The organism is Streptomyces sp. NPDC101178, from assembly GCF_044767965.1.
Taxonomy (GTDB): Bacteria; Actinomycetota; Actinomycetes; order Streptomycetales; family Streptomycetaceae; genus Streptomyces.
In genome coordinates this window covers 52,287-78,910 of record NZ_JBIWOZ010000017.1, presented here as the reverse complement: position 1 = coordinate 78,910, position 26,624 = coordinate 52,287, and the positions used below count along the sequence as shown (strand labels likewise).

At 71.4% G+C, this 26,624-nt stretch carries 24 protein-coding genes; 17 read left to right on the top strand and 7 right to left on the bottom strand.

The annotated features are described in order from the left end of the window. From ACIRR8_RS32290 to ACIRR8_RS32260, 7 genes are all read left to right on the top strand, one after another. Window positions 1-359 (top strand): nucleotide disphospho-sugar-binding domain-containing protein (locus tag ACIRR8_RS32290; RefSeq protein ID WP_404071520.1); only part of this gene is annotated, 359 nt, incomplete at its 5' end. A gap of 64 nt (window positions 360-423) precedes the next feature. Further along, window positions 424-1,683, top strand: coding sequence for a beta-ketoacyl-[acyl-carrier-protein] synthase family protein (locus ACIRR8_RS32285; protein WP_404071518.1), 1,260 nt, complete (start codon window positions 424-426; stop codon window positions 1,681-1,683). A gap of 109 nt (window positions 1,684-1,792) precedes the next feature. Next, complete coding sequence (locus ACIRR8_RS32280; RefSeq protein ID WP_404071516.1) at window positions 1,793-2,188, top strand: GntR family transcriptional regulator; 396 nt, start codon at window positions 1,793-1,795, stop codon at window positions 2,186-2,188. Next, complete coding sequence (locus tag ACIRR8_RS32275; protein ID WP_404071514.1) at window positions 2,185-3,072, top strand: ATP-binding cassette domain-containing protein; 888 nt, start codon at window positions 2,185-2,187, stop codon at window positions 3,070-3,072. The genes ACIRR8_RS32280 and ACIRR8_RS32275 overlap by 4 nt, the downstream gene beginning before the upstream one ends. After that, window positions 3,069-3,785 carry a hypothetical protein gene (locus ACIRR8_RS32270; RefSeq protein ID WP_404071513.1) on the top strand — a complete coding sequence of 239 codons (717 nt, stop codon included), beginning with the start codon at window positions 3,069-3,071 and terminating at the stop codon, window positions 3,783-3,785. Before ACIRR8_RS32275 ends, ACIRR8_RS32270 begins: the two co-directional genes overlap by 4 nt. Before the next feature lie 79 nt (window positions 3,786-3,864). Continuing rightward, complete coding sequence (locus ACIRR8_RS32265; RefSeq protein WP_404071512.1) at window positions 3,865-4,800, top strand: ABC transporter ATP-binding protein; 936 nt, start codon at window positions 3,865-3,867, stop codon at window positions 4,798-4,800. After that, the gene (locus ACIRR8_RS32260) at window positions 4,797-5,549 is read left to right on the top strand and encodes an ABC transporter permease (protein WP_404071510.1); all 753 of its coding nucleotides are present in this window, start codon (window positions 4,797-4,799) and stop codon (window positions 5,547-5,549) included. The genes ACIRR8_RS32265 and ACIRR8_RS32260 overlap by 4 nt, the downstream gene beginning before the upstream one ends. A gap of 61 nt (window positions 5,550-5,610) precedes the next feature. Here the strand turns inward: ACIRR8_RS32260 and ACIRR8_RS32255 are convergent, their stop codons facing one another. Beyond that, window positions 5,611-6,837, bottom strand: coding sequence for a methyltransferase domain-containing protein (locus tag ACIRR8_RS32255; protein ID WP_404071508.1), 1,227 nt, complete (start codon window positions 6,835-6,837; stop codon window positions 5,611-5,613). 451 nt (window positions 6,838-7,288) lie between these two features. Here ACIRR8_RS32255 and ACIRR8_RS32250 point away from each other — a divergent pair, with 451 nt between their 5' ends. Further along, window positions 7,289-7,591 (top strand): hypothetical protein, encoded by a 303-nt coding sequence (locus ACIRR8_RS32250; protein WP_404071507.1) that lies wholly within the window; start codon window positions 7,289-7,291, stop codon window positions 7,589-7,591. A gap of 133 nt (window positions 7,592-7,724) precedes the next feature. Here the strand turns inward: ACIRR8_RS32250 and ACIRR8_RS32245 are convergent, their stop codons facing one another. Further along, window positions 7,725-9,071: an XRE family transcriptional regulator gene (locus tag ACIRR8_RS32245; protein ID WP_404071505.1), complete on the bottom strand. Its 1,347-nt coding sequence runs from the start codon at window positions 9,069-9,071 to the stop codon at window positions 7,725-7,727. Between the two features lie 201 nt (window positions 9,072-9,272). On the opposite strand from ACIRR8_RS32245, the gene ACIRR8_RS32240 reads away from it, so the two are divergent. From ACIRR8_RS32240 to ACIRR8_RS32225, 4 genes are read left to right on the top strand one after another with little or no spacing between them, the layout of a single operon-like run. Beyond that, a complete protein-coding gene (locus tag ACIRR8_RS32240; protein WP_404071503.1) occupies window positions 9,273-10,310 on the top strand; it encodes a dTDP-glucose 4,6-dehydratase in 1,038 nt (345 codons plus the stop codon). Next, the gene (locus ACIRR8_RS32235) at window positions 10,300-11,310 is read left to right on the top strand and encodes an ATP-grasp domain-containing protein (protein WP_404071501.1); all 1,011 of its coding nucleotides are present in this window, start codon (window positions 10,300-10,302) and stop codon (window positions 11,308-11,310) included. Before ACIRR8_RS32240 ends, ACIRR8_RS32235 begins: the two co-directional genes overlap by 11 nt. Further along, window positions 11,307-12,440, top strand: a complete 1,134-nt coding sequence (locus ACIRR8_RS32230; protein WP_404071499.1) for a DegT/DnrJ/EryC1/StrS family aminotransferase — start codon at window positions 11,307-11,309, stop codon at window positions 12,438-12,440. Before ACIRR8_RS32235 ends, ACIRR8_RS32230 begins: the two co-directional genes overlap by 4 nt. Beyond that, window positions 12,437-12,871 (top strand): low molecular weight phosphotyrosine protein phosphatase, encoded by a 435-nt coding sequence (locus ACIRR8_RS32225; protein WP_404071497.1) that lies wholly within the window; start codon window positions 12,437-12,439, stop codon window positions 12,869-12,871. The genes ACIRR8_RS32230 and ACIRR8_RS32225 overlap by 4 nt, the downstream gene beginning before the upstream one ends. Window positions 12,872-12,891: 20 nt before the next feature. Here ACIRR8_RS32225 and ACIRR8_RS32220 read toward each other — a convergent pair whose 3' ends face one another. Beyond that, window positions 12,892-14,067 (bottom strand): UDP-N-acetylglucosamine--N-acetylmuramyl-(pentapeptide) pyrophosphoryl-undecaprenol N-acetylglucosamine transferase, encoded by a 1,176-nt coding sequence (locus ACIRR8_RS32220; RefSeq protein WP_404071495.1) that lies wholly within the window; start codon window positions 14,065-14,067, stop codon window positions 12,892-12,894. Window positions 14,068-14,487: 420 nt separating this feature from the next. On the opposite strand from ACIRR8_RS32220, the gene ACIRR8_RS32215 reads away from it, so the two are divergent. Beyond that, window positions 14,488-15,267 (top strand): RNA polymerase sigma factor, encoded by a 780-nt coding sequence (locus tag ACIRR8_RS32215; RefSeq protein WP_404071493.1) that lies wholly within the window; start codon window positions 14,488-14,490, stop codon window positions 15,265-15,267. After that, on the top strand, window positions 15,267-16,424 hold the full coding sequence (locus ACIRR8_RS32210) for a hypothetical protein (protein WP_404071492.1): 1,158 nt from the start codon (window positions 15,267-15,269) through the stop codon (window positions 16,422-16,424). The genes ACIRR8_RS32215 and ACIRR8_RS32210 overlap by 1 nt, the downstream gene beginning before the upstream one ends. 201 nt (window positions 16,425-16,625) lie before the next feature. Here the strand turns inward: ACIRR8_RS32210 and ACIRR8_RS32205 are convergent, their stop codons facing one another. After that, a complete protein-coding gene (locus tag ACIRR8_RS32205; RefSeq protein ID WP_404071491.1) occupies window positions 16,626-17,654 on the bottom strand; it encodes a L,D-transpeptidase family protein in 1,029 nt (342 codons plus the stop codon). A gap of 251 nt (window positions 17,655-17,905) precedes the next feature. On the opposite strand from ACIRR8_RS32205, the gene leuE reads away from it, so the two are divergent. After that, on the top strand, window positions 17,906-18,565 hold the full coding sequence (gene leuE, locus ACIRR8_RS32200) for a leucine efflux protein LeuE (protein WP_404071489.1): 660 nt from the start codon (window positions 17,906-17,908) through the stop codon (window positions 18,563-18,565). Between the two features lie 19 nt (window positions 18,566-18,584). Here the strand turns inward: leuE and ACIRR8_RS32195 are convergent, their stop codons facing one another. The 3 genes from ACIRR8_RS32195 to ACIRR8_RS32185 all read right to left on the bottom strand — a co-directional run bounded on the left by ACIRR8_RS32195 (window position 18,585) and on the right by ACIRR8_RS32185 (window position 22,278). Continuing rightward, the gene (locus tag ACIRR8_RS32195) at window positions 18,585-19,046 is read right to left on the bottom strand and encodes a MarR family winged helix-turn-helix transcriptional regulator (RefSeq protein WP_404071487.1); all 462 of its coding nucleotides are present in this window, start codon (window positions 19,044-19,046) and stop codon (window positions 18,585-18,587) included. A gap of 77 nt (window positions 19,047-19,123) precedes the next feature. After that, a complete protein-coding gene (locus tag ACIRR8_RS32190; protein WP_404071485.1) occupies window positions 19,124-21,052 on the bottom strand; it encodes an exo-alpha-sialidase in 1,929 nt (642 codons plus the stop codon). Window positions 21,053-21,114: 62 nt separating this feature from the next. Beyond that, complete coding sequence (locus tag ACIRR8_RS32185) at window positions 21,115-22,278, bottom strand: acyltransferase family protein (RefSeq protein ID WP_404071530.1); 1,164 nt, start codon at window positions 22,276-22,278, stop codon at window positions 21,115-21,117. 340 nt (window positions 22,279-22,618) lie between these two features. Here ACIRR8_RS32185 and ACIRR8_RS32180 point away from each other — a divergent pair, with 340 nt between their 5' ends. After that, window positions 22,619-24,118 carry a hypothetical protein gene (locus ACIRR8_RS32180; protein WP_404071483.1) on the top strand — a complete coding sequence of 500 codons (1,500 nt, stop codon included), beginning with the start codon at window positions 22,619-22,621 and terminating at the stop codon, window positions 24,116-24,118. Next, entirely contained in the window at window positions 24,115-26,442 is a 2,328-nt protein-coding gene (locus ACIRR8_RS32175; RefSeq protein ID WP_404071481.1) for a glycosyltransferase, read from the top strand. Before ACIRR8_RS32180 ends, ACIRR8_RS32175 begins: the two co-directional genes overlap by 4 nt. Window positions 26,443-26,624: the final 182 nt, after the last annotated feature.

Below are 26,624 nucleotides of genomic sequence, written 5' to 3'. Positions count from 1 at the left end.
TGCCGCTGGCCGCGCTGGTCCCGACCTGCCGGGTGATGGTCCATCACGGCGGGTTCGGCACGATCGGCACCACCGCACTCCACGCCACCCCCCAGATCTCGATGCCCGACCAGATGGACGCGATCTGGCTCGCCGACGGCGTCACCTCCTACGGGGCGGGGATCAGCCTGCCGGTGGAGGGGGTGTCGGGGAAGGCGGTCGTGGCGGGGGTGGAACAGCTGCTGGAGGATCCCTCGTTCACGGTCGGGGCCCGGCGGCTCCAGGCCGACCTGCACGCGATGCCCTCCCCGGCCGACGCGGTCGGCCGCCTCGTCGAACTCACCGCACGACACCGCGCGAGACCGGTCGCCGCGGGCTGAGCCGACAGGAACCGCCGGGGCACGGCCCGGCGGAGACAGGTAGAGAGCAGAGAGGGGACCAGCTGTGAACGGTGACCGGACGGACGGCTCGCGGGACCGGCGCGTGGTGGTGACCGGCCGGGGGGCGGTCACTCCGCTCGGGCCCGACTGGGCCGCCACCTGGGAGGGGCTGCTCGCGGGCCGGAGCGGGGTGGGCGAGGTCACCGGCTTCGAGGTGGACGACCTGCCCGTCCGCATCGGGGCGGAGGTACGCGGCTTCGACCCTCTCGTCCATGTGCCCAGGCACACCGTGCGCCGTACGGACTGGACGATCCAGGCGGGGATCGCCGCGGCCCGTATGGCTCTCGCGGAGGCGGGACTCGGTCTGGACGACGCGCTCGCCCCGCGCGTCGGGGTCGCGGTCGGGTCGATCATCGGCTCGACCCGTATCGCGTCCGACAACGCGGCGGCGATGGCGGCGGAGGGGTACGGGGGAGTCAGCCCCCACGTGTTCCCGACGATGGGTATCAGCGCGGCGGCCGAACTCGCCCTCGCCCTCGGCGCCCGCGGCCCGTCCGCCGAGCTGGTCGCGGCCTGCGCCACGGGCACCATGTGCATCGGCGAGGCCGCGCGCTGGATCAGCGAGGGCCGGGCGGACGTGGCCGTCGCCGGGGGCATGGACGCCTTCGGCAGGCTGGAACTGGCCGCGGCCGCCCGAGCCCGCGTGCTCTCCCGCCGTACGGGCGATCCCGCCGCCGCGTCCCGCCCCTTCGACCGGGGCCGGGACGGGTTCGTGATCGGGGCCGGGGCGGGCGTGCTCGTTCTGGAGAGCGCGGAGCACGCGGTCCGGCGCGGCGCGCCGATCCGGGCCGAACTCGCCGGGTACGCCGCCACCACCGACGCACACCACCTGACCGCCCCCGCGCCCGACGGGGCGCAGATGGACCGCGCCATGCGGGAGGCGCTGGCGGCGGCCCGGCTCAACACCGACGAGGTCGGGTACGTCAACGCGCACGGCACCGGGACGCTGCTCAACGATGCCGGCGAGGTGGCGGCGCTCCGCCGGGTCTACGGGGAGCAGGCCGAGCGGATGCCGGTCAGCTCCACGAAGAGCATGACCGGCCACCTGCTCGCGGCGAGCGGCGCGGTGGAGGCGGCCGTGATCAGCGAGGTTCTGGGCACGGGCCTGGTGCCGCCGACCGTCAACTGCGACGACCCCGAGTTCCCCGGGATCAACTTCGTCCCCCACAAGACCCAGGAGCACCCGGTACAGGTGGCGGTCAGCCATTCGTTCGGCTTCGGCGGCCACAACGCCGTACTGGTCATGCGTCGCTGGAACGGGTGAACACCCCTCGGACCGTGCGGCCTGCCGGCCCCTCTCCCTTGACAGCGGGACCGCTCCGCGCTCTATGGTTCATTAGTCGAGTAGTGAACCAGAGAGGTAGGGAGGCGGCATGTTCGACGAGAGGTCACCGATCTACCTCCAGGTCGCCGAGCGCGTACGTGCCGACATCGTCAACGGCGCGCTGAGCGGCGACGAGCCGGTCACGTCCACCACCCAGTACGCCACGTTCCACCGCATCAACCCGGCGACGGTCGCCAAGGCCTACCAGCAGCTCGTGGACGAGGGCCTGCTCTACAAGAAGAGGGGAATCGGCATGTTCGTCACACCGGCCGCCCGGTCGGTCCTGCTGGGGCAGCGCCGGGAGCGCTTCTTCACCGAAGTCGTCGATGCGATGGTGGAGGAGGCGCGGACCATCGGCGTACCCCTCGACGAGGTCATCGAACGGCTGCGGCAGGCCGAGGGCGCCGAAGCCGCGCACGGCACCGCGCGGCGGGGCGAGCGATGAGTGTCGCGGTCTCGGTGCGGGACCTGCGGCTCACCATCGGGCGCAGGGTGGTCCTGGACAACCTCTCCCTGCATCTGGGCGGGGGCCGGATCTACGGCCTGATCGGCCGCAACGGCTCGGGCAAGAGCAGCCTGATGTCGGTCCTGGCCGGCCTGCGCCGCCCCGACTCGGGCACCGTACGCATCGGTGGGGAACCCGTCTTCGAGAACGAGGCCGCGGCGGCGAAGGTCTGTCTCGTGCGCGGCCGGTTCCACTTCCCCGACGAACTCGGCCGGGTGCGGGACGCGCTCGGGTTCGCCGCCACGTTACGTCCCGACTGGGACGACGACTACGCGGAACACCTGACCGAGCGTTTCCGCATAGCCACCGACAAGCGCATCAGATCCCTCTCGGAGGGCGAACGGGCCGCGGTCGGCGTCATCGCGGGGCTGGCCTCCCAGGCGCCGGTGACCATGTTCGACGAGGCCCACGCCGTCATGGACGTCCCGGCCCGCCACGTCTTCTACGACGAGCTGCTCGCCGACTACATGGCCCGCCCGCGCACCGTGATCGTCTCGACCCACCTGGTGGAGGAGCTCGGCTCCGTCTTCGAGGAAGTGGTGATGCTCGACGCGGGGAAGCTGGTGGCACGCGGCGAGACCGAGGCGCTCCGGGCGCAGGGCTGCCAGGTCACCGGACCCGCGGACCTGGTGGACTCCTTCGTCCAGGGCCTCCAGGTCCTGGACGAGCGACTGCTCGGCTACACCAAGTCGGTGGTGGTCTTCGGCGAGCTGGGCGCCGACCGGCACGCCCGCGCCTGGTCCATGAACCTGGATCTGGGACCCATCGGCCTGCAGGACCTCTTCAGCCACCTCATCCGTGACATGGGGGAGCGCGATCGATGAACACCGCTCCCGCACCGCCCTGGCGGGGGGCGGCCCTGCGTCTGCTGCTGCGCTACTGGCTGCGCGTCAGCTGTGTCGCGTGGTGCGTGCTGAGCCTGGTGGTCCTCACCATGACCGGTTCGTCCGCCCTGCTGACCGAGTACGGTCCGGACGCCGACGGCGTCATGCCGTCCTACGACGCCTGGGCACGGGCGTACTGCCTGGTGATCGGCGTCCACCTGACCTGGCACAGTCTTCCGCTCCACGTGTCCAACTCCATGACGCGCAGGGCGTTCAGCCGGCAGGCGCTCGTCTTCGCCGTCGCCATCGCAGGTTTCACCGCGGCGCTGTTCACCGTCGGCCTCGGCCTGGAGGCCCTGGTCTACACCGTGGCCGACCAGCCGCACCACTGGGGCTTCGCCTCGCTGCCCTCCTATCTCCTGGAGAGCTGGCTGGTGCACCTGGTGTGGCTGGTGGGCGGCGCGTTCGGCGCCGCGTGCGTGTACCGGTTCGCCTCCAGGGGCCTGCTGATGGTGCCGTTCGTCACCCTGCTGGTCTTTCCCGGGGACATCCTGCTGGGCCGCGACAGCGTCGCCCTCGGAACCCTGCCCGCCTACGCCGACCGGCTGGCACTCGGCTGGGCGGTCCTGGGCCTCCTCGGCATAGCCGCCGTCGGGACGCTGCTGACCTGGTGGCTGGTGCGCGACGTCACCATCCGTCCGCCGGCCCGATGAACCGCTGTCGGCACGAGGGGGCCGGCGAGCCGTCGAAACGTACGAGAAACGACCGACAACCAGTGAGGAGAACGAGGCGATGGCCCTCATCGAAGTGGCCGGACTGACCAAGTCCTACGGCGCTACCCAGGCCGTGCGGGGAGTGGACTTCGAGGTGGAGGCGGGCGAGATCTTCGGGATCCTCGGCCCGAACGGCGCGGGCAAGACCACCGCGGTCGAGTGTGTCGCGGGCCTCCGCACGCCCGACGCGGGCCGCGTGCGCGTCCTCGGTCTCGACCCCCGCACCGAACGAGCGGAACTGCGCCAGGTACTCGGTGTCCAGCTCCAGGAGAGCAGGCTGCCCGAACGCCTGCGGGTGGGCGAGGCACTGGACCTGTTCGCGTCCTTCTACCGCGACCCCGCCGACCCCCGGCAACTGCTGCACGACTTCCATCTGGAGTCCAAGCGCAGGACCGCGGTCAAGGCGCTCTCCGGCGGCCAGCAGCAGCGTCTGTCGATCGCCCTGGCCCTGGTGGGCAACCCGAAGGTGGCCATCCTGGACGAGCTGACCACCGGACTCGACCCGCGGGCCCGCCGGGACACCTGGCAGGTGGTCGAGCAGGTGCGTGACCGCGGTGTCACCGTGGTGCTGGTCACCCACTTCATGGAGGAGGCCGAGCGTCTGTGCGACCGGATCGCCCTCATCGACCAGGGCCGGATCGCCGCGCTCGACACCCCGGCCGCGCTCATCTCCGACGTCTCCGGCGGTCAGCGGCTGCGCTTCCGCAGCGCCGACGCGGTGGACCGGTCGGCGCTGTCGGCCCTGGACGAGGTGGCCGACGTGGTGGTCGAAGGCCGTACGGTCACCGTCACCGGACGGGGCGACCTGGTCGGAGCGGTGGAAGCCGAGCTGGCGCGCCAGGGCGTGAGCACCGACGGGGTGCGGACCGAGACCACGACCCTGGAGGACGCCTACCTCAGCCTGACCGGACGGTCGCTCGGGGGCCACGCCGAGACCGAAGGAGCGGACGCATGAGCACCGTGAACGGATTCCTCCGACTGACCAGGACGCAGGCCCTGCTCGACCTGCGTGACAGCGCGCAGCTGCTGCTGCCGCTCGGCCTGCCCCTGCTGATCCTGACGATGAACGCCATGGGCGACTCGGCGACCCGGCCCTCCCAGGACCACAGCGGACGCACCTTCCTGGACGTCACGCTGATGCCGATGACGCTGCTGATGATCATCAGCATGCTGGCCCTGATCTTCCTGCCGACGAACATGGCGCAGTCCCGTCAGCTCGGCGTGTTGCGCCGTCTCTCGGTCACCCCGGTCCGGCCCATCGCCCTGCTCGTCGCGCAGACGGTGACCAACCTGCTGACCTCCGTACTGGGCATCTGCCTCGCCCTGATCGTCGGGGCCACCGCGTTCGACGCGGGCATGCCGGAGAACATCCTCGCCTCGGTGCTGGTCTTCGCCCTGGTGGCGTTCGCCATGTACGGGCTGGGACTGCTGGTGGCCGCCCTGGCGCCGTCGCCCAACGTGGTGGTCGCGGCGGGCTTCGTGCTGTTCTTCGGCACGATGGCCATCGGGGGCGGCCTGGGCGCCCCGGACAGCCTCCCGGCCGCTCTGCGCAGCGTGGGGGAGTACCTGCCCTACGGCGCGGGCCTCAAGGCCCTGGGGGCCACCTGGGCCGGAGCGGCCCCCGAACTGATGCACCTGGTGAGCCTGTTGGTGGCGGGGGTGGCCGGTTCGGTGGTGGCCGCCCTGACCTTCCGCTGGGAGTGAGCGCCGAAGGTGCGGCGCCGGTTACCCGGCGCCGCGCCCCACCGGTGTCCGGTTGCCGCCGTCACACCACGTGGACGCCGGGGACGTATCCGATCCACTGTCCGCCCGCGGCGCGGAACTCCTCCTCGTTCGCCATGATCTCCTCGGCGTGGTTCCAGGCGAAGAGCACCGCGTAGTCCGGGTAGCGGGAGCGGAACCGCTCGGGAGGCAGGACCGGGATGTGCGAACCCGGGGTGAGGCGGCCCTGCTTGGCCGGGGTGCTGTCGCTGATGTACGCGAGCAGGTCCTGGCCGATCCCGCAGTAGTTCAGCACGGTGGCGCTCTTGGCCGTCGCTCCGTAGCCGACGACGTGCCGGCCCTCGTCCCGCAGCCGGCGCAACAGGGAGACCAGTTCGTCCCGGCGCTTCTCCACCGCCGAGGCGAACCGCTCCAGGGTGGCGAACCCGGTCAGCTCCTGGGCGTCCTCCTCGGCGAGCAGCCGCGCCACTTCCGCGGACGGCTGCCGCGCGCCGGCCCTGGCCAGGGTGTACCTGACCTCGCCCCCGTGCACCGGCAGCCGTTCGGCGTCGACCAGTTCGAGGCCGTGCCGGGCGGCCATCGTGCGCACCGAGCGCACGGTGAAGAAGTAGAAGTGCTCGTCGTAGATCTGGTCGAAGGAGGTCCGGGCCACGATGTCGGCGAAATAGGGGTCCTCGAAGACGAAGACACCGTTCGGCGCCAGCAGGGTCTGCACTCCTTGCAGCACGGAGTCCATATAAGGGATGTGGCAGAGGGTGTTGGCGGCGTAAATGACATCCGCCGGACCTTCCTCTGCCAGAATCGCGGCGGCCGTCGCGTCCTCGAAGAAGTCCTTGCGGACCCGGATGCCACTTGCCGCGGCGACGTCCGCGACACTGCCCGACGGCTCGACCCCGAGATGCCGTACACCGGATTCGGCGACGGTCTTCAGCATCACTCCGTCATTGCAGCCCAACTCCACGATGAAGGGATCCGAACCCGCCAGTTCGGTACCGAGGAACGTCCGGGCGACCTGAGTGAAATGCTCCTGCATCACACGCGAACCAGAGGAATGGTAGGGGTACTCCGCATGGAACATCTCGTCACGCGGTACCTCCTCCATGAGCTGCACCATCGTGCACTCCTCGCACATGCCCACGGCGAGTCGGTAGAAGAACTCCGGTTCCGCGGAATGAGGGGCGAGGAAGCGGTCGGAGAGCGGCTGCTTGCCGAAGTCGAGGAACTCGCGGACGGGTCCGCCGCATATCTGGCACGGGGGCTTCTGCTGCATTCTGGTCTCCTCGTCGGATGAACGGTTCGGTGGACGGGGCTGTCCGATCGGCTGCGTGAGTGCCATCCCGAAGCTCTGTATCGGCGTGCGGCGGGATATTCGAAAGGTCCGCGCATCGGCCCATGCCGGTCGGCGCGAAATATCACTTCGCGCTGCGGAAAAGCCTGGCCTGGATTGCTCTGGCCATGGGTGCGGGACGGGGTCGTGTGGGTTCCCCTGGATCGGGAGCGAGTTTATACCGGATCCAGAATCGCCACTACGGATCGGCGGAATTCAGCTCGGCCAATAGCCGAGGCCGACCGCGTCACGTGCGCCACCCGCCTCACCGCTCCGTGCGGCTTCCCCGGACTCCGTACCTCGGAAGGGATAAAATCGGCGATAAGCCGCGAGGTGTGTGCGTTCGGCTCTTCGGCCGGTACGGCCACGCCCCATTCGACGAGGAGCCGCGCAGATGTCCACCACCACGGAGCACCGCCCCCACTCCGACCATGCCCACCGGCACGCTCCGGGCTGCGGACATGTCGCCGTCCCGCACGAGGACCACATCGACTACGTCCATGACGACCACCTGCACCGGGTGCACGGCGACCACGTGGACGAATGCGCGAAGTCCGGGCACGCGGTGCACGAGGGCCACGACCACCAGCACGGCCAGGACTGCGGCCATGTCGCGGTCCCGCACGGCGACCACGTGGACTACGTACACGACGGCCACCGGCACGCGGAGCACGACGGCCACTGGGACGACCACTGACCTGCGGCCCGACCGCCTCGCGCAGACGCCCACCATCGACGTCCCCGAGGAGCGCGACCGCTGCCCCGGACTCCTCCAGGTGAAGGGCGCTGGTCATGTAGGCGCCCAGCTCTTCCAGGGTCAGGGAGTCCGCTCACGTGGCCACGGACACCAGCCGCTGATGTGCGTACGAGCGCAGGTCCTGAACGGCGGCTTCGTCCTTGTGGGGCTCGAGTGACTCCCGCAGGGTGCCGCGCACCAGGTCGAGGCACCGTGAAGCACGTGTGCCCAAAGCGGTGTCCAGAGCTGTCCGAGTGTCCGCCACGGCGGCGGCGACGTCGTGGTCGGCGAGCGCCGCGTGGGCTCGATAGGTGAGCATGATGGAGCGGGTTCTCTCCCGTTCGGGAACCAGCAAGGCCAGACCCTCCTCCAACGCGGCGTTGGCTCGCCGTGGGTCTTCCAGGTCCAGCCAGCAGCGCCCTGCGTCAACGGCGAGGTCGGCGGATGACATCCAGGACACCCACGGGGGTGCGGATTGTGCTCTGCCACGCTCCAGTTGGTGTTCGGCGTCGTTGAGTGCGCGGGCGGTGCCTACATCGTCCTGGAGGACCGCGAGGGCGCGGGCGCGGCGTACATCCAACAAGGAGCGGGCTGTCGCGTGGCGGGTTCGGGTACGGGCAAGGGCGAGGATCTCGACCGCCTCACCGGGGTGGCCGAGCCAGGTGGCGGAGTAGGCGAGGTCGGAGAGGACTCCGGCTCCTAGGTCGCGGTCGTCGGCGCTGTGGGCTGAGTGCAGGGCGGTGCGCCAGTGGCGTTGTGCCGAGGCGTGGCGGCCTTGGTCGAAGTGGAGCCAGGCGGCGCTCTGGGCTGCCTGAGCCAGAACGGTACGCAGCCGGCGGCCGGTGGGTTCGTCGTAGCGGGCCGAGTCGAGCAGGTTGATAGTGACGCGCATGGCCGCGCCGAGGAGGTCAGCACACTCCTGAGGGGATGTGTTCGCCAGGCCGGGGAGGCGTTCGACGCTGCTCTCCAGCCAGGTGAGCAGGCTTTCATCGACGCGGCGCCCAGCCAGAGCCCCGGCCAGACGTTCGGGTTCGACGCGAGCCCATTCGGTTGCCATTCCGACTAAGGATCCGGCGGCGAGGGCGAGGAAGGTACGGCGGTCAGGCTGGTCGAGATCCACCAATAACTCCGTGTGGGCGGCGCGGACGCCGGCCGGGCTGAAGGGGAACGGGCGATCGTAGGCGGGTAGCCACCACGGCCATGGCACGGTCCGCAACCGGGCGGAATCGATGCCCAGAACGTCGGCCAGCAGCTCTTGATAGAGGTCGCTGGGAGCGCCCACCCGCCTGTGCTCCCACCGGTAGATGCGACTGCGGTCGGCAGCGATGCGAAGACCGCGGCGTTGCGCGGCCAGGTTCAGGTGGTGGGCGAGCTTCTCCATGCTCCAGCCGCGCTGTTGGCGCACGTAGGTCAGGGGATGGCGTACTGCTTCCGTCTCCATGCACACCCCCCAACTCTGGTGTCTGTACGGCACCGTAGCGACCCGCTTCGCAGAGCGGGCCCACATCGGGGATACAGACTCCAACGGGTTGTGCGGCCCACCGTGGAGGCAGCTCGGGGAGGTTCCGGGCATCTCTCGACGGCCTGCCGACATCGGCCTTCTGCGCGATGTGCCGGGCCGTCACTCTTCCGGGAGGCGTGCATGAAACACGTACTCGTCACTGGAGGTGCGGGCTTCATCGGCTCGCACTTCGTCAAGCGGATCATCCAGACTGAGGACGTCGCCCGTGTGACCGTCCTTGACGCCCTCACCTACGCCGGTCACATCGAGAACCTGGGCATGGCGTTTCTATCGGACAAACTACGGTTCGTCCACGGCGACATCCGTGACGCAGCTGTTGTCGACAGCCTGATGGCGTCCGGTCCCACAGCAGTCGTGCATTTCGCGGCCGAGTCCCACGTCGACCGCTCCTACAACGCGGCCGACGCGTTCTTGTCCACGAATGTTCTCGGCACCCGGGTGCTCGTGGACGCCGCACACCGCCACGGTGTCGACAAGTTCGTCCACGTCTCGACCGACGAGGTTTACGGCCCGCTGCTGGAGGGGGCCGCGACCGAGGATTCGCCCTTGCGTCCCTCGGTTCCGTACGCGGTGTCGAAGGCGGCCGCGGACCTGGTAGCCCTGGGTGCCTACCAGACGCTTGGGCTCCCGCTGTGTGCGACTCGTAGCAGCAACAACTACGGGCCCTACCAGCACCCCGAAAAGGTCATCCCGCTCTTCGTGACCCGACTCTTGCGAGGAGTACCCGTCACACTCCACGACCGGGGGCAGCACGTACGTAACTGGCTGCACGTAGAAGACAACTGCGCCGGGATCGAAGCGGTGCTGCGTGATGGGGAGCCGGGCGAGGTCTACAACCTCGGTGGAGGTACTGACCTGTCCACCAAGGAGCTGACCGGCCGCCTGCTGAACATCTGCGGCGCGACGTGGGACGAGGTCACGTACATCCCCGACCGACCGTCGAACGACGCCCGCTACTCGATCGACTGGTCCAAGGCCCGCGACCAGCTCGGCTACCGGCCTGCTCACCGCCTGGAGGATGGGTTGGCTGAAACCGCAGAGTGGTACCGCCGTAACCCCGACCGGTGGGCTCCGCTCACGAGCGGAAGTATGCGGCGCACCGCTCCGCCGGCCCTCCGCCCCTCGCTCGCACCTCTGGAGGACGGTCGTGCCTGCTGACCAGATCGCACCGCGCCGGATCCTGGTCACCGGCACTGGAGCCAACCCCGGCTTCGGGCTGGCCCGGAGCCTTACCCGTCTCGGCCACCGCGTCATCGCCGCCGACGCCAACCCTCTTGCCCCAGGCTTCCTGCTCCCGCAAGTCGTGCCTCAGGTCATTCCGACAGCTGACGACCAGGACTACCGGGCCCGCATGACCGGGCTGTGCCGGGCGCTGGCGGTAGACGCGGTGGTACCCGCCATCGAGAACGACCTTCCGCCCTTGCTGCGTATGAGTTCTCAGCTGGAGGAGATCGGCGTGCGTATGTGGCTGCCCGAACCTTCGTCGGTACACACATGCATCGACAAGGCAGCCTTTCATCGCGTGCTCACCGAGCGGGAGGTGCCAACCCCTCGGTCATGGTGGGGCGACACCCTCGACCGGGTTCCCGAGAACACGCAGTTGGTGGTCAAGCCCCGGCGCGGCCACGGCGCCCAGCACGTCCACTTCGTCGAGAAGAAGGAGCACGCCCTGCTGCTGAGCGAGGTGGTCCCTGATGCCTTGGTGCAGGAGCGGGTGTACGGAACCGAGTTCACGGCAGACTGCCTGGTGGACCGCACCGGCCGAGCGTCGGCGATCCTGCGCCGCCGGGACCTGGTGAAGGCCGGACTCGCCGCAGTCTCCACCACCTTCCGCGACACCACCGTGCTCGATCTCGTGCTGGCCGCCCTACGTGCTGTACGCGCCGAGGGCCTGTGCTGCGTGCAGGGCTTCGTCCAGGCAGACGGGCAGGTCACCATCACCGAACTGAACGTCCGGATCGCCGGCGGTTTCCCCTTGACCGAGGCGGCCGGAGCCGACCTGGTCGGCCAAATGGTCAACGGACTGTTCGGCCTCCCGGTCGACCATGACCGTCTGACCTACCGGACAGGGGTCTTCCTGACCAACTACGTCGAGACGTTGGCCGTTGGCGAGGCGACCGACTTGAAGCGCATCGCCATGAACGGGGTAACCACATGAATCTGACCATCCCCGACGCCCGGCGCAACGCGTCCCCGTACCTCTACGGACGAGAAGCAGCGTCTGTCGCCCGTGTCCTGGAGGCCGGCCAGTACGGACACACTGACCTCACCGCCGAATTCGAGAGGCGGATCGCCGCGTACCTCGGCGTACCCGACGTGGTGGCCGTCAGTTCCGGTACCGCTGCGCTGCACAGTGCCCTGCTGGCCACAGGCATCGGCCTTGGCGACGAGGTGATTGTGCCGTCCATGACGTTCTGCGCCACTGTGCAGGCCATCCGGGCTGTGGGAGCCGCCCCGCGGTTCATCGACGTAGACCCGGCGACGTTGTGCGTCACCCCGCAACTCGTCATGGACGCAGTCACCGATGACACGGCCGCCGTGCTGCCGGTGCTCTTCGGCGGCCGGGCCGTCGACCTCAGCTCCATTCGCGAGAATCTGGCTGAGTGGGGCATCGTGGTCATCCAGGACGCCGCCCATGCTTTCGGCTCTCACTGCGGACCCGAACGCGTCGGCGCCGATGACACGGCCCTGACGTGCTTCTCCTTCGGGCCGGTCAAGAACCTGACGTGTGGCCAAGGCGGGGCCGTCATCCCCCGTACGCCCGAGGAGGCCGCCTCCGTCCGCCGACTCCGCATGCTGGGCGTCACGCAGTCCCAGAGCGAGCGCGCTGAGACCACCAGCTACCAGGTGGAAGGCTTCGGCCTGCGGTATCAGCTCTCGTCCATCAACGCCGCCATCGGGCTGGCCCAGTTCGACCATTTCGACGCCACTGCGCGCTCCCGACGGGATTTGTGGCGCGCCTACAGCGATGCCCTGAACGCGCTGGAGGGGGTGACGCTTGCCGACGTCGACCTTGACCACACGGTGCCGCACCTGTGTCAGGTACGCGTGCCGCACCGGGACCACGTATTCGCCCACCTACGGGCGAGGAACATCGGCGTCGGCGTTCACTACCCGCCCAACCACCTTCAGCCCGCCTTCGCACGCTGGACGCGTGACCTGCCCGCCACCGAACAGGCCAGCCGGGAAATCCTGAGCCTGCCCTTCCACCAGCACCTCACCGAGGCAGACGTCCACCGAGTGGTGGCGGCCCTCGGACACGCACTCAAGGCCACAGGCGGCTCATGATGTCGAATCTGCTTGTCGTGTGCCTGGGGAACTACTGCCGTAGCCCCTTCGCTCAGCTTGCTCTCGCTCGACGGGGTGGACCGCGTCTGGCCGTTCGCTCGGCCGGGCTGATCGGCAAGTGGCAGGACCAGCCAGCTCATTCCGCCATGATCAACGCCGCCCGGCGGCTGGGCTATGACCTCACCGCCCACCGTGCTCAGCAGACCAGCCTGGACATGTTGGATTGGGCGGACACGGTACTCGCCATGGACGCCTCTGTTCTCGCCACCCTCCGGGCCTTCTGCGGTCCGGAAAACGAGAACAAACTGCGTCTCTACCTCGGCGACCGGGACGTGCCCGACCCGATGGGCCAGGGTGACGCTGCATTCCACGAGTGCGCTGTGCTCATTGAAGCCGGCACCGCCCTCCATGCTGGTGGACGGATCACGTAGCCCTCTGCGAGCCCGCGCTGTTATCGGGACGCTGCGGAGAGGATCACGTCCACGAGCCGTTCCGCCGCGTCCGGGCGGCCGTGTGCCCGGGCTGCCGCGGCCATCGACTCCCGGCGCGCCGGATCATCGAGCAGCGGGCCGACGGCCTCACGCAGGCGCCCGCCGGTGACGTCGCCGAGGAGGGCGACCGCCGCTCCGGACTCCTGCAGGTGGCGGGCGTTGTGGGCCTGTTCGTTGCCGGCCGCCGTGGCGAGCGGGATGAATACGGCGGGCTTGCCCAGGGCGGTCAGCTCGGCGAGGGTGCCCGCGCCGCTGCGGGAGATCACGAGATCGGCCAGGGCCAGGACGTCCGGCAGCTCCGGCCCGACGAACGGGGTGAGGTGGTACCGGGCGGCCAGAGAGGCCGGAAGCCCTGCGGCGCGCGCGGACAGCGCCTCGACGTGGGCCGGACCGCACTGGTGCACCACGTTGGCGCGCTCCAGCAGCCACGGCAGTGCGCTGCCGACCACGTCGTTGATCTGCTGCGAGCCCTGCGCGCCCCCGGTGACGTACACCGTCGGGAGCCGCCGGTCGAAGCTGTGGAGGCCGAGCGCGGTCACGGCCTTGTCCGGGTGCCCGGCCAGGACCTCCGGCCGTACGGGGTTGCCGGTGACCACCGCCGCAGACCGGACGCTCTCCGGCAGAAGCGGCAGGGTCGACTCCGAGGAGACGGCGATCCGCGCGGCGGACCCGGCGAGCTTCCGGTTGGCGAGGCCGAGGCGGACGGTCTGCTCGTGCAGGACCAGCGGGACCCGGCACATCTTGGCGGCGAGCCCGGCCGGCACCGCTACATAACCGCCCGTGGCGAGCACGACGTCCGGCCGGAAGGCGGAGACAGCGGTGCGCGCCTGGGCGACCCCGAGCGGCACACGTGCCATGTCCCGGACATTGGCCGGCGACACCATCTTCAGCGGATTCGCGTGACGCCGGATCTTGCCCGTGGCGACGGTGGTGAACGGGATGCCCTCCGCGCTGGTGACCCGGGCTTCCAGGCCCTCGGCCGTTCCGATCCACAGGACGTCGAGGGTGCGACCGGAAGCCGCCAGGCGCGCCTGCAAGGTGCGGATCGCGGTGAGAGCGGGGTACGTGTGACCGCCGGTGCCACCGCCCGTGACGATCAGGCGGAAGACGGTCGTCTGCTGAGGCGCGGTGTTCACGCTGGGCACTTTAGTGGCTGCTGTCCGGTGATCGTCTCGGCGTCGTGGGCGCCCGGGGTGCCCGTTCGGGCGGGATCATCGCGGATGGCCTGCGGCGCCGAAGGGAAGTGCCAGGAGCTTGTCCTGAGCTCACGCGACGACTGAACGCTGCTGGGTCGGGTGAGCGGAGGAGCGACGACCGGGGCCGCCACCCCCCACAGGAGAGGCCCCGGCCGTCTTCCACGGGGTCGCAGCACGACCCCGTACTCATCTCAGCGCCGCGGCTGCGTTTTCTGTCACACCGCACCGAGGGCCGCGAATTGTTGCGAGTTGTACAAGTCATGGACGCGACCCCTGCCGACCACGTAGCGTGCTGAGTCGCGCAGAGTGGCGCAGCAGTGGTGACCAGCTGCGATTTGGACAGCAGGGCGGGTTGAGGGAGTGCTGGGGGACGACGCGGAGCTGACCGCCGCGGTGCTCGCGGCACAGGACGGGGACGAGGACGCCTTCCGTGCTGTGTACCGCGCTGTGCAGCCACGGCTGTTGGGCTACATACGGACGCTGGTGGGCGAGCCGGACGCCGAGGACGTGGCGTCCGAGGCCTGGCTCCAGATAGCGCGTGACCTCGACCGGTTCAGCGGGGACGCCGACCGGTTCCGGGGCTGGGCGGCCCGGATCGCCCGGAACCGGTCGCTCGACCATCTGCGGATGCGCAGCCGCCGGCCCGCGATCGGCGGCGACGAGACCGAGCTGACCGGCCGGCCCGCCCAGTCCGACACCGCCGGTGACGCCATGGAGGCGCTCGACACCGACCGCACGATGTCCCTCATCGCCCAGCTCCCGCAGGACCAGGCCGAGGCCGTCGTGCTGCGCGTGGTCGTCGGGCTCGACGCCAAGAGCGCCGCCCAGACCCTCGGCAAGCGGCCCGGCGCCGTACGCACCGCCGCCCACCGCGGCCTCAAGCGGCTCGCCGAACTCCTCGGTACCGAGCACCCCGACCCGCCGCTCCCCGCCGGTGCGCCCGCGCCGGGCGGTGGGCCCGAAGGGCCGGACCTGGCTTCGGCCCAGAGGGCCGGAAGCGATGCAGGTCAGGGCCAGGGCGGCGGTTCGGGGCTCGGTGCCGTACCCTCTCAGCGCCCCGGTAGGGGCGGTCCGGCGGCGCCGGCCGGGGTCACTCCCGGTGTGACGCATTCGCGACCGTGGACGCAGAGGGACATGTGATGGCCGACCGGCAGGACGACTGGCTCGACAAGGACGCGGCGGAGAAACTGCTCCGCGGCGAGCCGGTCGTACCCCTCGGCGACCAGGCCCGCGACGACGCCGTCCGGCTCGCCGAAGCGCTCGCCGCGGCCCGTGCCGTCCGCCGCGTCCCCTCCGGCGAACTCCCCGGCGAGGACGCCGTGCTCACCGCGTTCCGGCAGGCCTCCAGCTCCGGCGGCGACCGGCTCGCCGGGCGGAACGCGGGCACGGCGCTCCCCGGGCAGCCCGGAACGCTGCACTCCGTCCACATCGGCGCCGCCCCCGCCGCCCCGCCCCGCCGTCCGCGCTGGAGCCGCCCGGTCCGCTTCGGCCTGGCCGTCTCGCTCGCGGGCTGCGCGCTCGGCGGGGTGGCGGTCGCCGCCGGTACGGGGATGCTTCCGGGCCTCTTCGGCGGCCACGCATCACCCGCCCCCGCCTCCTCCGTATCGGCGGCCACCCCGGAGCCGCTGGCCTCCGGGCTGCCCGCAGAGGACCCGTCCGCCGAAGCCCTGCCCTCCCCGCCCGACGTCCCCGATCCGGTCTCCTCGCCCGAGAGCCGGCGGCCCGGCGCGTCCGAGGAGGCCGAGCGGCCGGAGACCGGCGGGACCGACGCGGAGGCGGACGGCGACGACCGCACCGGCGACCGGAACCGGCCTGACGGAACGGATGGCTCCGGTGGCGGGAGCGGTGGCGGTTCCGGCCGCGAGAACGCCTCCAAGGACCCGGCCCACCGCGACGAGCGGCCCGGCGGCTCCGGCGGTCAGGGCGAGGGCGGCAACTGGTACGAGAAGTCCGTCAAGGCCTGCAAGGCCTTCCGCGACGGCACGCTCGACGAGCGGAGCCGGCGTCAGCTGATCCACATGGCCAAGGGCGAGGAGAACCTGGAGCGCTTCTGCGACCGGCTCCTCGGCGGGGGCGGCTCCGGCGGGTCCGACGGCGGGGGCTCCTCCGGCGGCGGTGGGGACGACGACGGACCGGGTCGCGGTGACGGTGACGGTGGCTCCCTGCCGCCCGTCTCCTTCGAGCCCGCCCCCTCCGACGCGGACGGCGAGCGCCGCCCCGATGTCGGCGTACGGGCGGAGGAGGCGGTTCCGCTGCGCCCGGCGAGCCTCGCCCCGACGGCCGCACTCGCCCGCTGACCTGCGCTTTTCCCTCCGTGTGAAGGCGCGTCGCCGAAAGGTGTGACGTTTTTCGAGCGCCGGGCGCAGTACAGAGTGAGCCGACTGGTCATCGGCAGCGCGACGAGCCGGGGTTCCCCCCGTACCTTCGGCTCAGCGCATCGGCGCGGGCGGGACACGTTCCCCCGGTCCCGCCCGCGCCCTCTCACACCGCCGGATCCCTCACCAGTAGATGACGACCTTGTCGCCGTTCCTCACCTGGTCGAAGAGGGCCGCGACCTTCGCCCTGTCCCGGACGTTCACACAGCCGTGCGAAGCACCGCCGTAGCCGTCGGCCGCGAAGTCGGCGGAGTAGTGCACGGCCTGGCCCCCGCTGAAGAACAGGGCGTACGGCATCGGGGTGTCGTACAGCGTCGACACATGGTCCCGGGACTTCCAGAACACCGGGAACTCGCCCTCGCGCGTAGGCGTGTACTCCGAGCCGAAGCGCACGTCCATCGCCGAGACGACCCGGCCGTCGACCATCCACGCCAGGGTCCGGCTCTTCTTGCTGATACAGAGCACCCGGCCGGTCAGACACCGCTCGTCCGGCTTCGCCACCGGCCGCTCGGTCGGCGGGTCGAGCTCGTCGGCCGTCGGTGTACGGGTCATGGCCAGCAGCTTCTGCCAGGTGACCGCGTCCGTGGAGCCGGTCGCCTCCGTGCCCCGCTTGTCCTGGAACGACCGGACGGCCTCGGCGGTGACCGTGCCGTAGTAGCCGGTGGGGTTGCGCCCGAAGTGCCCGGTCTGCCGCAACCGCGCCTGCAACTCCCGCACCTGGGCGCCTTCGGAGCCGGTGCGCATGAGGACCTGGGGCGGAGGAGAGGGCGGGGCAGGGGCTGTGGTCGGGGCGGGAGAGGCGGGTGCGGAGGAGGGCGGCGCGGCGGGTGGCGTGGTGGGCGGGGGTGGCGGTGTGGTGCTGGTGGCCGGGGCGGGTGTGCCGTCGGGCTCGGCGTCCTCGGTGGGGGAGGGCGCGGGAGCCGTGGTGGTGGCCGGCGCCGGTGGTCGGCGCAACGCGTCGGCGGCCGGGTCCTGCGGCCCGCACCCTGCCGCGAGGGCGGCGGTCGCGAGCAGTCCGGCGGCGGTCGCGGTGGCGGCGCGCCGGCCGCGCCTTGCGCCGCCTCCGCTCCCGTACCGTCCCCGGCGCGCGTACGGAGGGCCGCTCCCGTCTCCGTACGCGCCGCTCTCCCCGTCCCTGTTCCTGTCCGGCATCCCTGCCATCCCCACTTCCCCCTGGCACGCGTCGGCCCGGTCGTCGCATCCTGCGCGGGACAGGGGCGGCGCGTCCAGACCCCCTGGGGAGGTCACCCCCAGGAGTGATCCCTGACCGAACGTCCGAGGCCCTGGACAGAGCCGTGGACTGTGGTCCCCGACGGCGTCGGGAAACCCGGGCGCAGGCGTCGCGGTGACCGGTCGGTGAAACGTGTCCGCGCCGCACCGCACGGCTGTGCGAGACTCCGTCCATGCTGGGTGTCACCGACCTTCCGACCTATCTCGCCGGCCTGCTGCTGATCGTGCTCCTGCCAGGCCCGAACTCGCTGTACGTGCTCTCCGTCGCCGCCCGGCGCGGTGTCCGCACCGGCTACAAGGCCGCCGCCGGCGTCTGGACCGGGGACACCGTCCTGATGACGCTGGCCGCCCTCGGCGCGGCCTCGCTGCTCCAGACCACGCCGCTGCTCTTCGCGATCGTCAAGTACGCGGGCGCCGGCTATCTGACCTGGCTGGCGATCGGCATGCTGCGCGCGGCGGTGTCCCTGTGGCGCGAGCGGCACCGGCGTACCGCCGAACTGGCGGAGGCGGCCGAGGCGCCCGCCGCGGGGTCGGAGCATCCCTACCGGCGGGCGCTGGTGGTCAGTCTGATCAACCCGAAGGCGATCCTGTTCCTGATCTCGTTCTTCGTGCAGTTCGTCGACCCCGGCTACGCCTACCCCGCCCTGTCGTTCCTGCTGCTCGGGACGTTGCTCCAGCTCGCCAGCTTCCTCTACCTCTCCACGCTGATCTTCGGCGGCACCCGCCTGGCGGCCGCCTTCCGCCGCCGTAAGAGGCTCTCGGCGGGGGCGACCTCGGCGGCGGGCGTGCTGTTCCTGGGGTTCGCGGCGAAGCTCTCGCTCAGCAGCGTGTAGAGGCGCCGACCGGGAGCCGTCAGTGGTGGTAGGCCTTGGCCCCGACGTTGTGGATCATCCGCTGGAGCACCTTCAGCGCGGCGACGAACTCCTCGTCCGCGATGCCCTCGTGGATCTCCGCGCGGGCCCGCGCCACCCGTGCGAACGCCCGGTCGCGCAGCGCCCGCCCCTCGGGCGTGATCCGTAGCCGCGCCTCGTCGTCCTGGGTGATCAGCCCGCGGTCCAGCAGCTCGTCGACGGCCGCCTCGATGCCGTCCGCCCCGGTGTCGAGGTAGCCGCTGAGGAAGGTGACCACCTCGGCGCGGTCGCGGCCGTCCTCCTCCGCGCCGATGAGCTGGTTGATCACCCACCAGGGCGGCTGGGTCAGTCCGTGCTCGGCCAGCGCCGCCCGGATGTGGGTCACCGTCGCGTCGTGCGCGGCCCAGCTCCAGTAGCCGATCGGCTGGCGGGCGAGTCCGGCGTCGTCGTGTGAGTAGTCCATGCCGGTGACGGTAGGACCTCGACTCCGCTTGAGGTCAAGCGGAGCCGAGGTCCGGGACCGTCCGGTTCGGACAGCGGCTACCAGATGCTGGAGAACCCCAGCCGCACCCGCTCCTCCTCGTTGGCCACGTCCAGCGCCCCGCCCTTGACCCGGGCCGCCTCCTGCGCCGTCAGACCGCGGCCGAAGATCCGGATGTCGTCCAGGCCGCCGCGGAACAGCTCCGTGACACCGGCCGGCTGGTTCGGGAAGTCCGGGCGGGCGCCGACGTGGACCGAGAACTGCGCGGCCGGAGTGATGTCGCCCGCCGGGGCCGGGGCGCTGAACTCCTGCCCGCCGTCCACCGCCAGGGTCAGCCGGCCCGCCTGCCGCTTGAAGACCGCGTGGTGCCACTGGCCGTCGTTGTACGAGGACGTGGTCCGTACGTCGGCGAAGGCGCCGCCCGTGTCGATCGCGGCGCGCAGGGTGCCGTTGGCCGGCTCCGCCCGCAGCCAGAACTGCTTGACGCCGGAGCCCATGCCGTAACCCCAGATGATGGGCCGCGCGCCGGTCGTCGCCGAGTGCTGGAACCAGGCGGTCACGGTGAAGTCGCCCGTGCCCAGGCGCAGCGAGTCGGAGCAGGAGACCATGCGGAGGTAGTCGTCCTGGCCGTCGAAGGCCATGGACCTGCCGGAGTTACGGGTGGAGAGCTGGGCGCCGCCGTGGACCACGGCGTGGTTGCCGTAGCCGTGGGGGCCGGTGTCCGAGGTGCGGGGCAGGCGCAGTTCGCGCCGGTCCGCGTCCATCGCGCTCTCGGTGAACGAGGTGAAGACGAGGTCGCTGTGCGGGATGTTCCCCGCGCTCTCGTAGAGCACCCCGATGGCGCCGGTCGGCAGGAGCGCCAGGTCGGAGTAGCCGGACCGGCCCGGCGTCACCACCGTACCGGCCGTCTGCCAGGTCCTGCCCTCGTCGGAGGAGGAGCGGATCGCCAGTTCGCGGCGGTCCTCCAGGGTGTGCGGGCCCAGCCGGGACGGGAGGGAGATCAGGAGCCGGTCCCGCGTGGCGCCCAGCTCCTTCGCGTGCAGGCGCAGCAGCGAGCCGGAGACGGGTGCGGTGTCGAGGCCGGGCACCGGGGAGAACGGGGCGTCGAACGTGGCCCCGCCGTCCGTGCTGGTGGCCGTCATCCGGTGGTCGTTCGTGCCGCACCGGGCCGAGCTGCGGGCGTTGACGTACACGCCTCCGCCGGTGGTCTCCGCCACCGAGAGCTCGGCCGGGAACGCGGCGGCGGTGTTCCGGTCCACGTCCGCCTGCGCGCCCAGGGCCCAGGTCAGGCCGCCGTCGTCGCTGTAGTACAGCTGGCCGCCGGCCCGGCCGTCCTGGGTGGTGTAGTCGCCCGGCACGACGAGCCTGCCCCGGTGCGGGCCGCTGTCGAGCTGGATGCCGTGGCCGGGTCCGGTGGAGATCCAGCTCCGGCCGGCGGGCTTCAGGTGGGGGAGCGCGGTTCCGGCCGTCCAGGTGGTGCCGTCGTTCACGCTGTGGACGACGCGCAGGCCGCGGGGTCCGCGGACCGGCTGGTCCGGGGTGCCGCTCCAGCCGCCGGTCGCGTACAGCAGCGAAACCCGGCCGGTCGCCGCGTCCACGACGGGCGCCGGATTGCCGTGCGCGTCCTGGTCGCCCGTGCCCGCCACCACCTTCAGCGGGCCCCAACTCCGGCCGCCGTCGGTGGACTTCTTCATCACGATGTCGTTGTGGCCGACATCGGCGCAGGTGGAGACCCGCCCCTCGGCGAAGGCCAGCAGGGCGCCCGAGGGGGTGGTGACGAGGGCGGGGATCCGGAAGCAGCGGTAGCCCTCGGTGTTCGCCTTGAAGGGGGTGGCCACAGCAGGCGGTACGGGGGCCGCCGCGGGTGCCGCCACCGCGGCGGGCGCGGGGGCGGCGAGGGCCGTCGAGGCCAGCAGCAGGGTGAGGGCGGCCGCGACCGGCCGGGCCCCGCGGAGCCGGAGCCGCGGGCGGTGTCCGAACAGGGACATGGTGGTGGTCCTCCGGAGAGTGGTGGTCGTCGGAGCCCGGGTGCCGGGTGTGCCCGTCCCGGTCATCGGCCCGCCGCCAGGGCCTTCCGCAGCGGCGGGGTGAAGCGTCGTTCCACGAACCGGTGCAGCAGCCACGCCAGCCCCAGCATCGCCGCCAGGGTCAGCGCGAACGTCGCCCACGACGGCACACCGAGGCCGCGGTGCAGCCACCCCACCACCACCCAGCCCAGGTGCTCGTGTACCAGGTAGAACGGGTAGGTGAGCGCCCCGGCGACCGTGAGCCACGGCCAGTCGATCCGGTTCAGGGCGCCCAGCGCGACGGCCGCGACGGCGGCGAAGCCGGCCGTCACGATCAGGATGATGACCGCCGATGAACGGTAGGAGAACGCGTCCGGGCTGTCCGGGTGCCACAGGTCGGCCACCGCGTAGTGCTGGCCCAGCAGCCAGCTCACCCCGACGATGCCCCAGGCCAGCGCGTCACGCCGGTCCCGGTGCAGCAGGTATAGGCCGATGCCGCCGATGAAGTACGGGGCGTACTGCGGCATGAGCGTCACGTCGAGGAACGGTTCGTCCGCAGCCTGGGCCAGCACCGCCGCCAGCGTCCACCCGGCGCAGAACAGCACCACCCGGCGCCGGTTCACCCCCGGCAGCACCACGCACAGGGCGAACAGCGCGTAGAACCGCACCTCGGCCCAGAGCGTCCAGCACACCCCCAGCACCCGGTCCGCGCCCAACGGCTGCTGGAACAGCGTCAGGTTCAGCAGCGCGTCGCTGGGGGAGACCGCCTCGTACGCGACCATCGGCAGCGCGAACACCGCGGTCACCAGCACGACCGCCGCCCAGTAAGCCGGCAGCAGCCGCGAGGCGCGCGAGGCGAAGAACGCGAGCGGTGTGCGCCCCCAGCCGCTCATGCAGATCACGAAGCCGCTGATCACGAAGAAGACCTGCACCCCGAGACAGCCGTACGCCAGCCAGGTGTGGGCCGTGGGGAACTGGGTGGCGGGCGAGCTGCCCCAGGCCTCGGTTATCTCGCCGCCGCGGCCCCCGTAGTGGTAACCGGCCACCATCAGCGCGGCGAGCAGCCGCAGCCCGTCCAGGGAGCGCAGCCGCGCCTTCGGCCGGTGGGCCGTCGTACGGGGCGGTTCCGTACCGTCCGGGGCGGCCCGGTCGTGATCGGGCGGAGCGGTCCGGGATGCCGCCTTCGTGTCCTTCGGCGTGATGGTCACACCCTGTGGTGCGGTGGTCAAAGCCGCTCCCCTCTCCAGCGTCGTGCCGCGTCAGCGTAGGGCCGCGAAAGCGCGCGGAACGCCCGGGCAGCACGCCGTTTCCCGGTCCGACAGAGGGAGTTCATCCTTCGGTCGTCCAGGTTTCCTACGGTGACGCGGAACCGACAACCACTGCGCGGAACTTCACTCCGGGTCACCCCGGACGGAGACCCCGGCACCCGCGCGAGACCGAAGCCCCCTCCCCCCACGGGCACCAGACGCTTGGAGCGCCATGACGAAAGCCCGCACCCGCTGGCCACGGCAACGTGACGCGGAGGCTGCGACAACCTCCGGAGAGACGGTGGCCGCCGACCGGGTGGACGCCGTGGACCTGGAGACCTGCCTGAGTGCCTGTGCCGCGCACAGCACCAAGCTCGTCGCGAGCCTGGACCGGCGGCGCAACGCCCTGGCCGAGGCGCTCCGCACCTTTCTCGCCACCCATGCCGCGACCGCCCCGGCGACCACGGGCACCAGCCCGCTGCCGCTGCTGCGACGCCCGGCCAAGGCGTCGGCCAGCTCCGCGCTGCTGCTCGGCGACGCGCTGATGGACCCGTTGCTCGCGGTCGGGAACAAGGCCCTGGACTGCGGTTACGAGGACGAGACGAAGCTCGCCCTGATGGTCGCCGACACCGTGCTCACCCAGCGCAAGCGCTCCCGGGCCGGCTGGCGGCTGCGCGCCCGCGTGCTGGAGGCCATGGGCGCCGAGAGCGCCGCGGTCGCCGCGTTCGAGCGCTACCTCGAACTCACCGAGGAGGACGGCTTCGGCGTCGCCGCCAAGCTGGCCGGGCTCCGCGAGGGCGCCCGGCTCCAGGCGGAGCTGGTGCAGCGGCTCGCCACCGGCTGCCCCGAGGCCCGGGAGTTCGCCGACGGCTCCGTCACCGACTCCTGGGCGCAGGGCCTGGAGCTGCACGCCCGGGGCGCCCGGGACGAGGCCCGGCCGCTGCTGATCGGCGCGCTGCTCGCGCAGATCGGGGCCGACGCCCCGGTCAACGAGATCCAGCAGACGCTCGCCCACTACCTCGGCCTCCTCCGCGAGGAGGCCGGTGTCGCGGGCGGCGGGAGCGCGCCCACGGCCGGACGGGCGTCCGCGGGCCCCGGCGACCCGTCCGCCCTCGCCGAACTCACCGCCCTCACCACGCTCTACGCGGAGCAGCGCCGGGCCCGGATGCGCGGACCGGTCGACGACCCCACCTTCGGCGGCGTCCGCTGGCTCACCCTGGGGGAGTTCCGCAACCGGATCGCCGGGAAGTCCATCTGCCTGATAGCCAACTCCCAGCGGGTGGGCAGCAGTTCGCTGGGCAAGGAGATCGACGACTACGACCTGGTGGTCCGCTTCAACTCGTACCGGATCGACCCGGCGGCCACCGGCCGGCGCACCGACATCCACGTCAGCATCCACAAGCACGGGTTCAACTGGGACCAGCACGTGGACACCCGGCTGATCTTCGGCGGCATCTCCGGCGACTGGAAGTACTCGCTGCGCAACCGGCTGGTCCCGGGCGCGCAGACCTACCTGGGGGACGAATCCCTGCGCTGGCCGGTGCGCGGCATCGGGCGCCTCGGCCGGGACGTGTGGCCCTCGATCCCCACCAGCGGCTTCAACATGCTCTGGCTGCTGGACTTCCTGGACGTGAGCCCGCGCCTCGACCTGATCGGCTTCGACTTCTACGAGAGCGGCGCCTACCGGCTGCCCGCGGCGATGCAGATGCCGATCACCTCCGTGCACGAGTACACCAGCGAGAAGGCGTGGGTCATGGAACGGGCCCAGAGCGTCACCGACACGAGGATCTGCCTGCGATGACGATGCCCACCACCTCCACCGCGGCCCCCGTGGCGCCCGCGAACGCGCTGACCGGGAAGCGCCGCATCGCCTTCGCCAGCTTCGTGGACGAGAACTACCTGCCCGGCTTCCTGACCCTGCTGCGCAGCCTCGCCCTGTCCAACCCGAACGTCTGCGAGGACTTCCTCGTCCTGCACGACGGCCTGCGTCCCGCCTCCGTCGCGAAGATCCGCGCCCTGCACCCGCGCGCCGATTTCCGCCGGGTGGACGCCGGCCACTACGACTCGTACGCCAAGGGCGACCAGGACAACTACCTGGTGCGCAAGGCCTACTTCATCCTCGACGTGTTCCGGGTCCGCGACTACGACACCGTGATCACCCTGGACACCGACATGGTCGTCCTGGACGACCTGGGCGAGCTGCTGCGGCTGCGCGAGGGCCTGGCCGCCGTCCCGCAGTTCTTCTACGGACAGCACAAGCTGAACAGCGGGCTGCTGGTCATCCAGCGCGAGTATCTGACCGACGCCTTCTGCGCCGAGCTGGACCGGGTGGGCCGGGCCGGTTCGTACGAGCTGGACAAGCACGACCAGGGCATCCTGAACGCCGTGCTGGACGGCGACTTCATCCACCTGGACGCCCGCTACAACTTCGTCAAGCGGCGCCTGTCGGGTGACCTCCCGGTGCCCGACGGCACGGCGATCCTGCACTTCACGGGGCGGCACAAGCCCTGGCAGGGCGGTGAGGCCGGTTACTCCGAGGCCGAGGCCCGCTGGCACGAGTACAACCTCTCCGACGCCGCGTTCCACGCCGCCTACCTCGCGGCCCGCGGCACCAAGCACCACGACCTGCTGGTCCACTACGGCACCCCGCACGTCCGGCGCACCGCCGACGTGGACAGCGCCCGCCGGGTGGCCGCCGCCCACATCCTGGCCGGCGAGTACCAGGAAGCCGTCGACCTGCTCGCCCCGCTGCGGATCCCGGTCGAGGAGTCCTGGCCGCACGAGGTGCTCGGGCACGCCCTGATGAGCGTGTCCCGGTACGAGGAGGCCCGCGCCCAGCTGCTGCTGGCGGCCTCCGCGCCCAACCGGGCCGCGACCGCGTACGGGCGGCTCGCCCAGATCGCCTGGATCCACGGCGACGACGAGGACGCGTCCCGCCTCGCGCTCCAGGGGCTCGGCGTCGACCCGACGCACCGGGCGAACCGGCTGATGCACCTGCGTACCACCGGCCTCACCCCGCCCGCGGAGGGCCCCGCCTCCGGGCAGCTCGCCCATGTCGCCTTCTACATGGAGCGCCAGGGCAACGCGGGCGACAAGCTGCTGCCCGAGAGCGTACGGCTGGCCTTCGGCCAGGACACCGGGCCCGACCGCTGGCACTCGGTCCACGCCCACCGGCTCTTCGACGAGAGGGCCCTGGAGCGGGTCAACGCCCGGCGGGGGCTGGTCATCGGCGGCGGCGGGCTCTTCATCCCCGACACCGCGCCGAACGGCAACAGCGGTTGGCAGTGGAACGTCTCCGACGAGCTGCTGGGGCGGATCGACGTCCCCGTCCTGGTGTACGCGGTCGGCTTCAACGCCTTCGACGGCCAGGCGTACGGACACGGCCGCAAGCGGTTCCTGTCCAGCCTGCGCAAGCTGGTGGAGACCTCCGCCTTCTTCGGGCTGCGCAACCACGGCTCGATCGAGAAGGTCCGGGAGCTGCTGCCGCCGGAGCTCCAGGACAAGGTCCGCTTCCAGCCCTGCCCGACCACGGTGACCCGGCAGCTGGTCGACGGCTGGCGCGACCCGGCCGAACGCGAGGACACCATCCTGGTCAACGCCGCCTACGACCGGGCGGGTCTGCGCTTCGGCCATGACTACGGACACTTCCTCAACGAGATGGCCACCGCGGTCACCGCGCTCGGCGAGCAGGCCGAGGTGAAGTGTGTGGCGCACTCGCTGGACGACGAGCGGATCGCGTTCGACCTGCGGCGCGAGCACGGCATCTCGCTGCCGGTCATCCCGATGTACGACTTCGACAACGACTCCATACGTGACGTCTACGCCCGGACGAAGCTGGTCATCGGCATGCGGGGACACGCGGGGATGATCCCGTTCGGCTGCGGAACGCCGATCATCAGCCTCATATCGCACCCCAAGATGGCCTACTTCCTGGCCGACATCGAGCGGCCCGAATGGGGCATCTCCGTCCACGACCGCCACCTCGGCGCCCGCCTCACCGAGCGGGCGACCGCGCTGCTGGCCGACCACGCGGCGTCGGTCGCCGATGTGCACGGCCGCCAGCAGGAGCTGTGGAAGGTCACCGAGGCCAACGCCGCGGACCTCCGGGTGATCGTGGGCCGGTAGCCGGTAGCCGGTAGCCGGTAGCCGGTAGCCGGTAGCCGGTGCGGTGATGCGGCGAGACGGCGGTGGGGGGGGGGGGGGGGCCGCCCCCCCCCCCCCCCCCCCAACCCCCCCCCCCCGCCCCCCCCCCCCCCCCCCCCCCCCCCCCACCCCCCGCCCCCCCCCCCCCCCCCCCCCCCCCCGCC

What these genes read in the sequence shown, in the direction of transcription:
- ACIRR8_RS32280 (WP_404071516.1), top strand. Translation starts at nt 1,793, where the DNA reads ATGTTCGACGAGAGGTCACCGATCTACCTCCAGGTCGCCGAGCGCGTA.
- ACIRR8_RS32275 (WP_404071514.1), top strand. Translation starts at nt 2,185, where the DNA reads ATGAGTGTCGCGGTCTCGGTGCGGGACCTGCGGCTCACCATCGGGCGC.
- ACIRR8_RS32270 (WP_404071513.1), top strand. Translation starts at nt 3,069, where the DNA reads ATGAACACCGCTCCCGCACCGCCCTGGCGGGGGGCGGCCCTGCGTCTG.
- ACIRR8_RS32265 (WP_404071512.1), top strand. Translation starts at nt 3,865, where the DNA reads ATGGCCCTCATCGAAGTGGCCGGACTGACCAAGTCCTACGGCGCTACC.
- ACIRR8_RS32260 (WP_404071510.1), top strand. Translation starts at nt 4,797, where the DNA reads ATGAGCACCGTGAACGGATTCCTCCGACTGACCAGGACGCAGGCCCTG.
- ACIRR8_RS32255 (WP_404071508.1), bottom strand. Translation starts at nt 6,837, where the DNA reads ATGCAGCAGAAGCCCCCGTGCCAGATATGCGGCGGACCCGTCCGCGAG.
- ACIRR8_RS32250 (WP_404071507.1), top strand. Translation starts at nt 7,289, where the DNA reads ATGTCCACCACCACGGAGCACCGCCCCCACTCCGACCATGCCCACCGG.
- ACIRR8_RS32245 (WP_404071505.1), bottom strand. Translation starts at nt 9,071, where the DNA reads ATGGAGACGGAAGCAGTACGCCATCCCCTGACCTACGTGCGCCAACAG.
- ACIRR8_RS32240 (WP_404071503.1), top strand. Translation starts at nt 9,273, where the DNA reads ATGAAACACGTACTCGTCACTGGAGGTGCGGGCTTCATCGGCTCGCAC.
- ACIRR8_RS32230 (WP_404071499.1), top strand. Translation starts at nt 11,307, where the DNA reads ATGAATCTGACCATCCCCGACGCCCGGCGCAACGCGTCCCCGTACCTC.
- ACIRR8_RS32225 (WP_404071497.1), top strand. Translation starts at nt 12,437, where the DNA reads ATGATGTCGAATCTGCTTGTCGTGTGCCTGGGGAACTACTGCCGTAGC.
- ACIRR8_RS32210 (WP_404071492.1), top strand. Translation starts at nt 15,267, where the DNA reads ATGGCCGACCGGCAGGACGACTGGCTCGACAAGGACGCGGCGGAGAAA.
- ACIRR8_RS32205 (WP_404071491.1), bottom strand. Translation starts at nt 17,654, where the DNA reads ATGCCGGACAGGAACAGGGACGGGGAGAGCGGCGCGTACGGAGACGGG.
- leuE (WP_404071489.1), top strand. Translation starts at nt 17,906, where the DNA reads ATGCTGGGTGTCACCGACCTTCCGACCTATCTCGCCGGCCTGCTGCTG.
- ACIRR8_RS32195 (WP_404071487.1), bottom strand. Translation starts at nt 19,046, where the DNA reads ATGGACTACTCACACGACGACGCCGGACTCGCCCGCCAGCCGATCGGC.
- ACIRR8_RS32190 (WP_404071485.1), bottom strand. Translation starts at nt 21,052, where the DNA reads ATGTCCCTGTTCGGACACCGCCCGCGGCTCCGGCTCCGCGGGGCCCGG.
- ACIRR8_RS32175 (WP_404071481.1), top strand. Translation starts at nt 24,115, where the DNA reads ATGACGATGCCCACCACCTCCACCGCGGCCCCCGTGGCGCCCGCGAAC.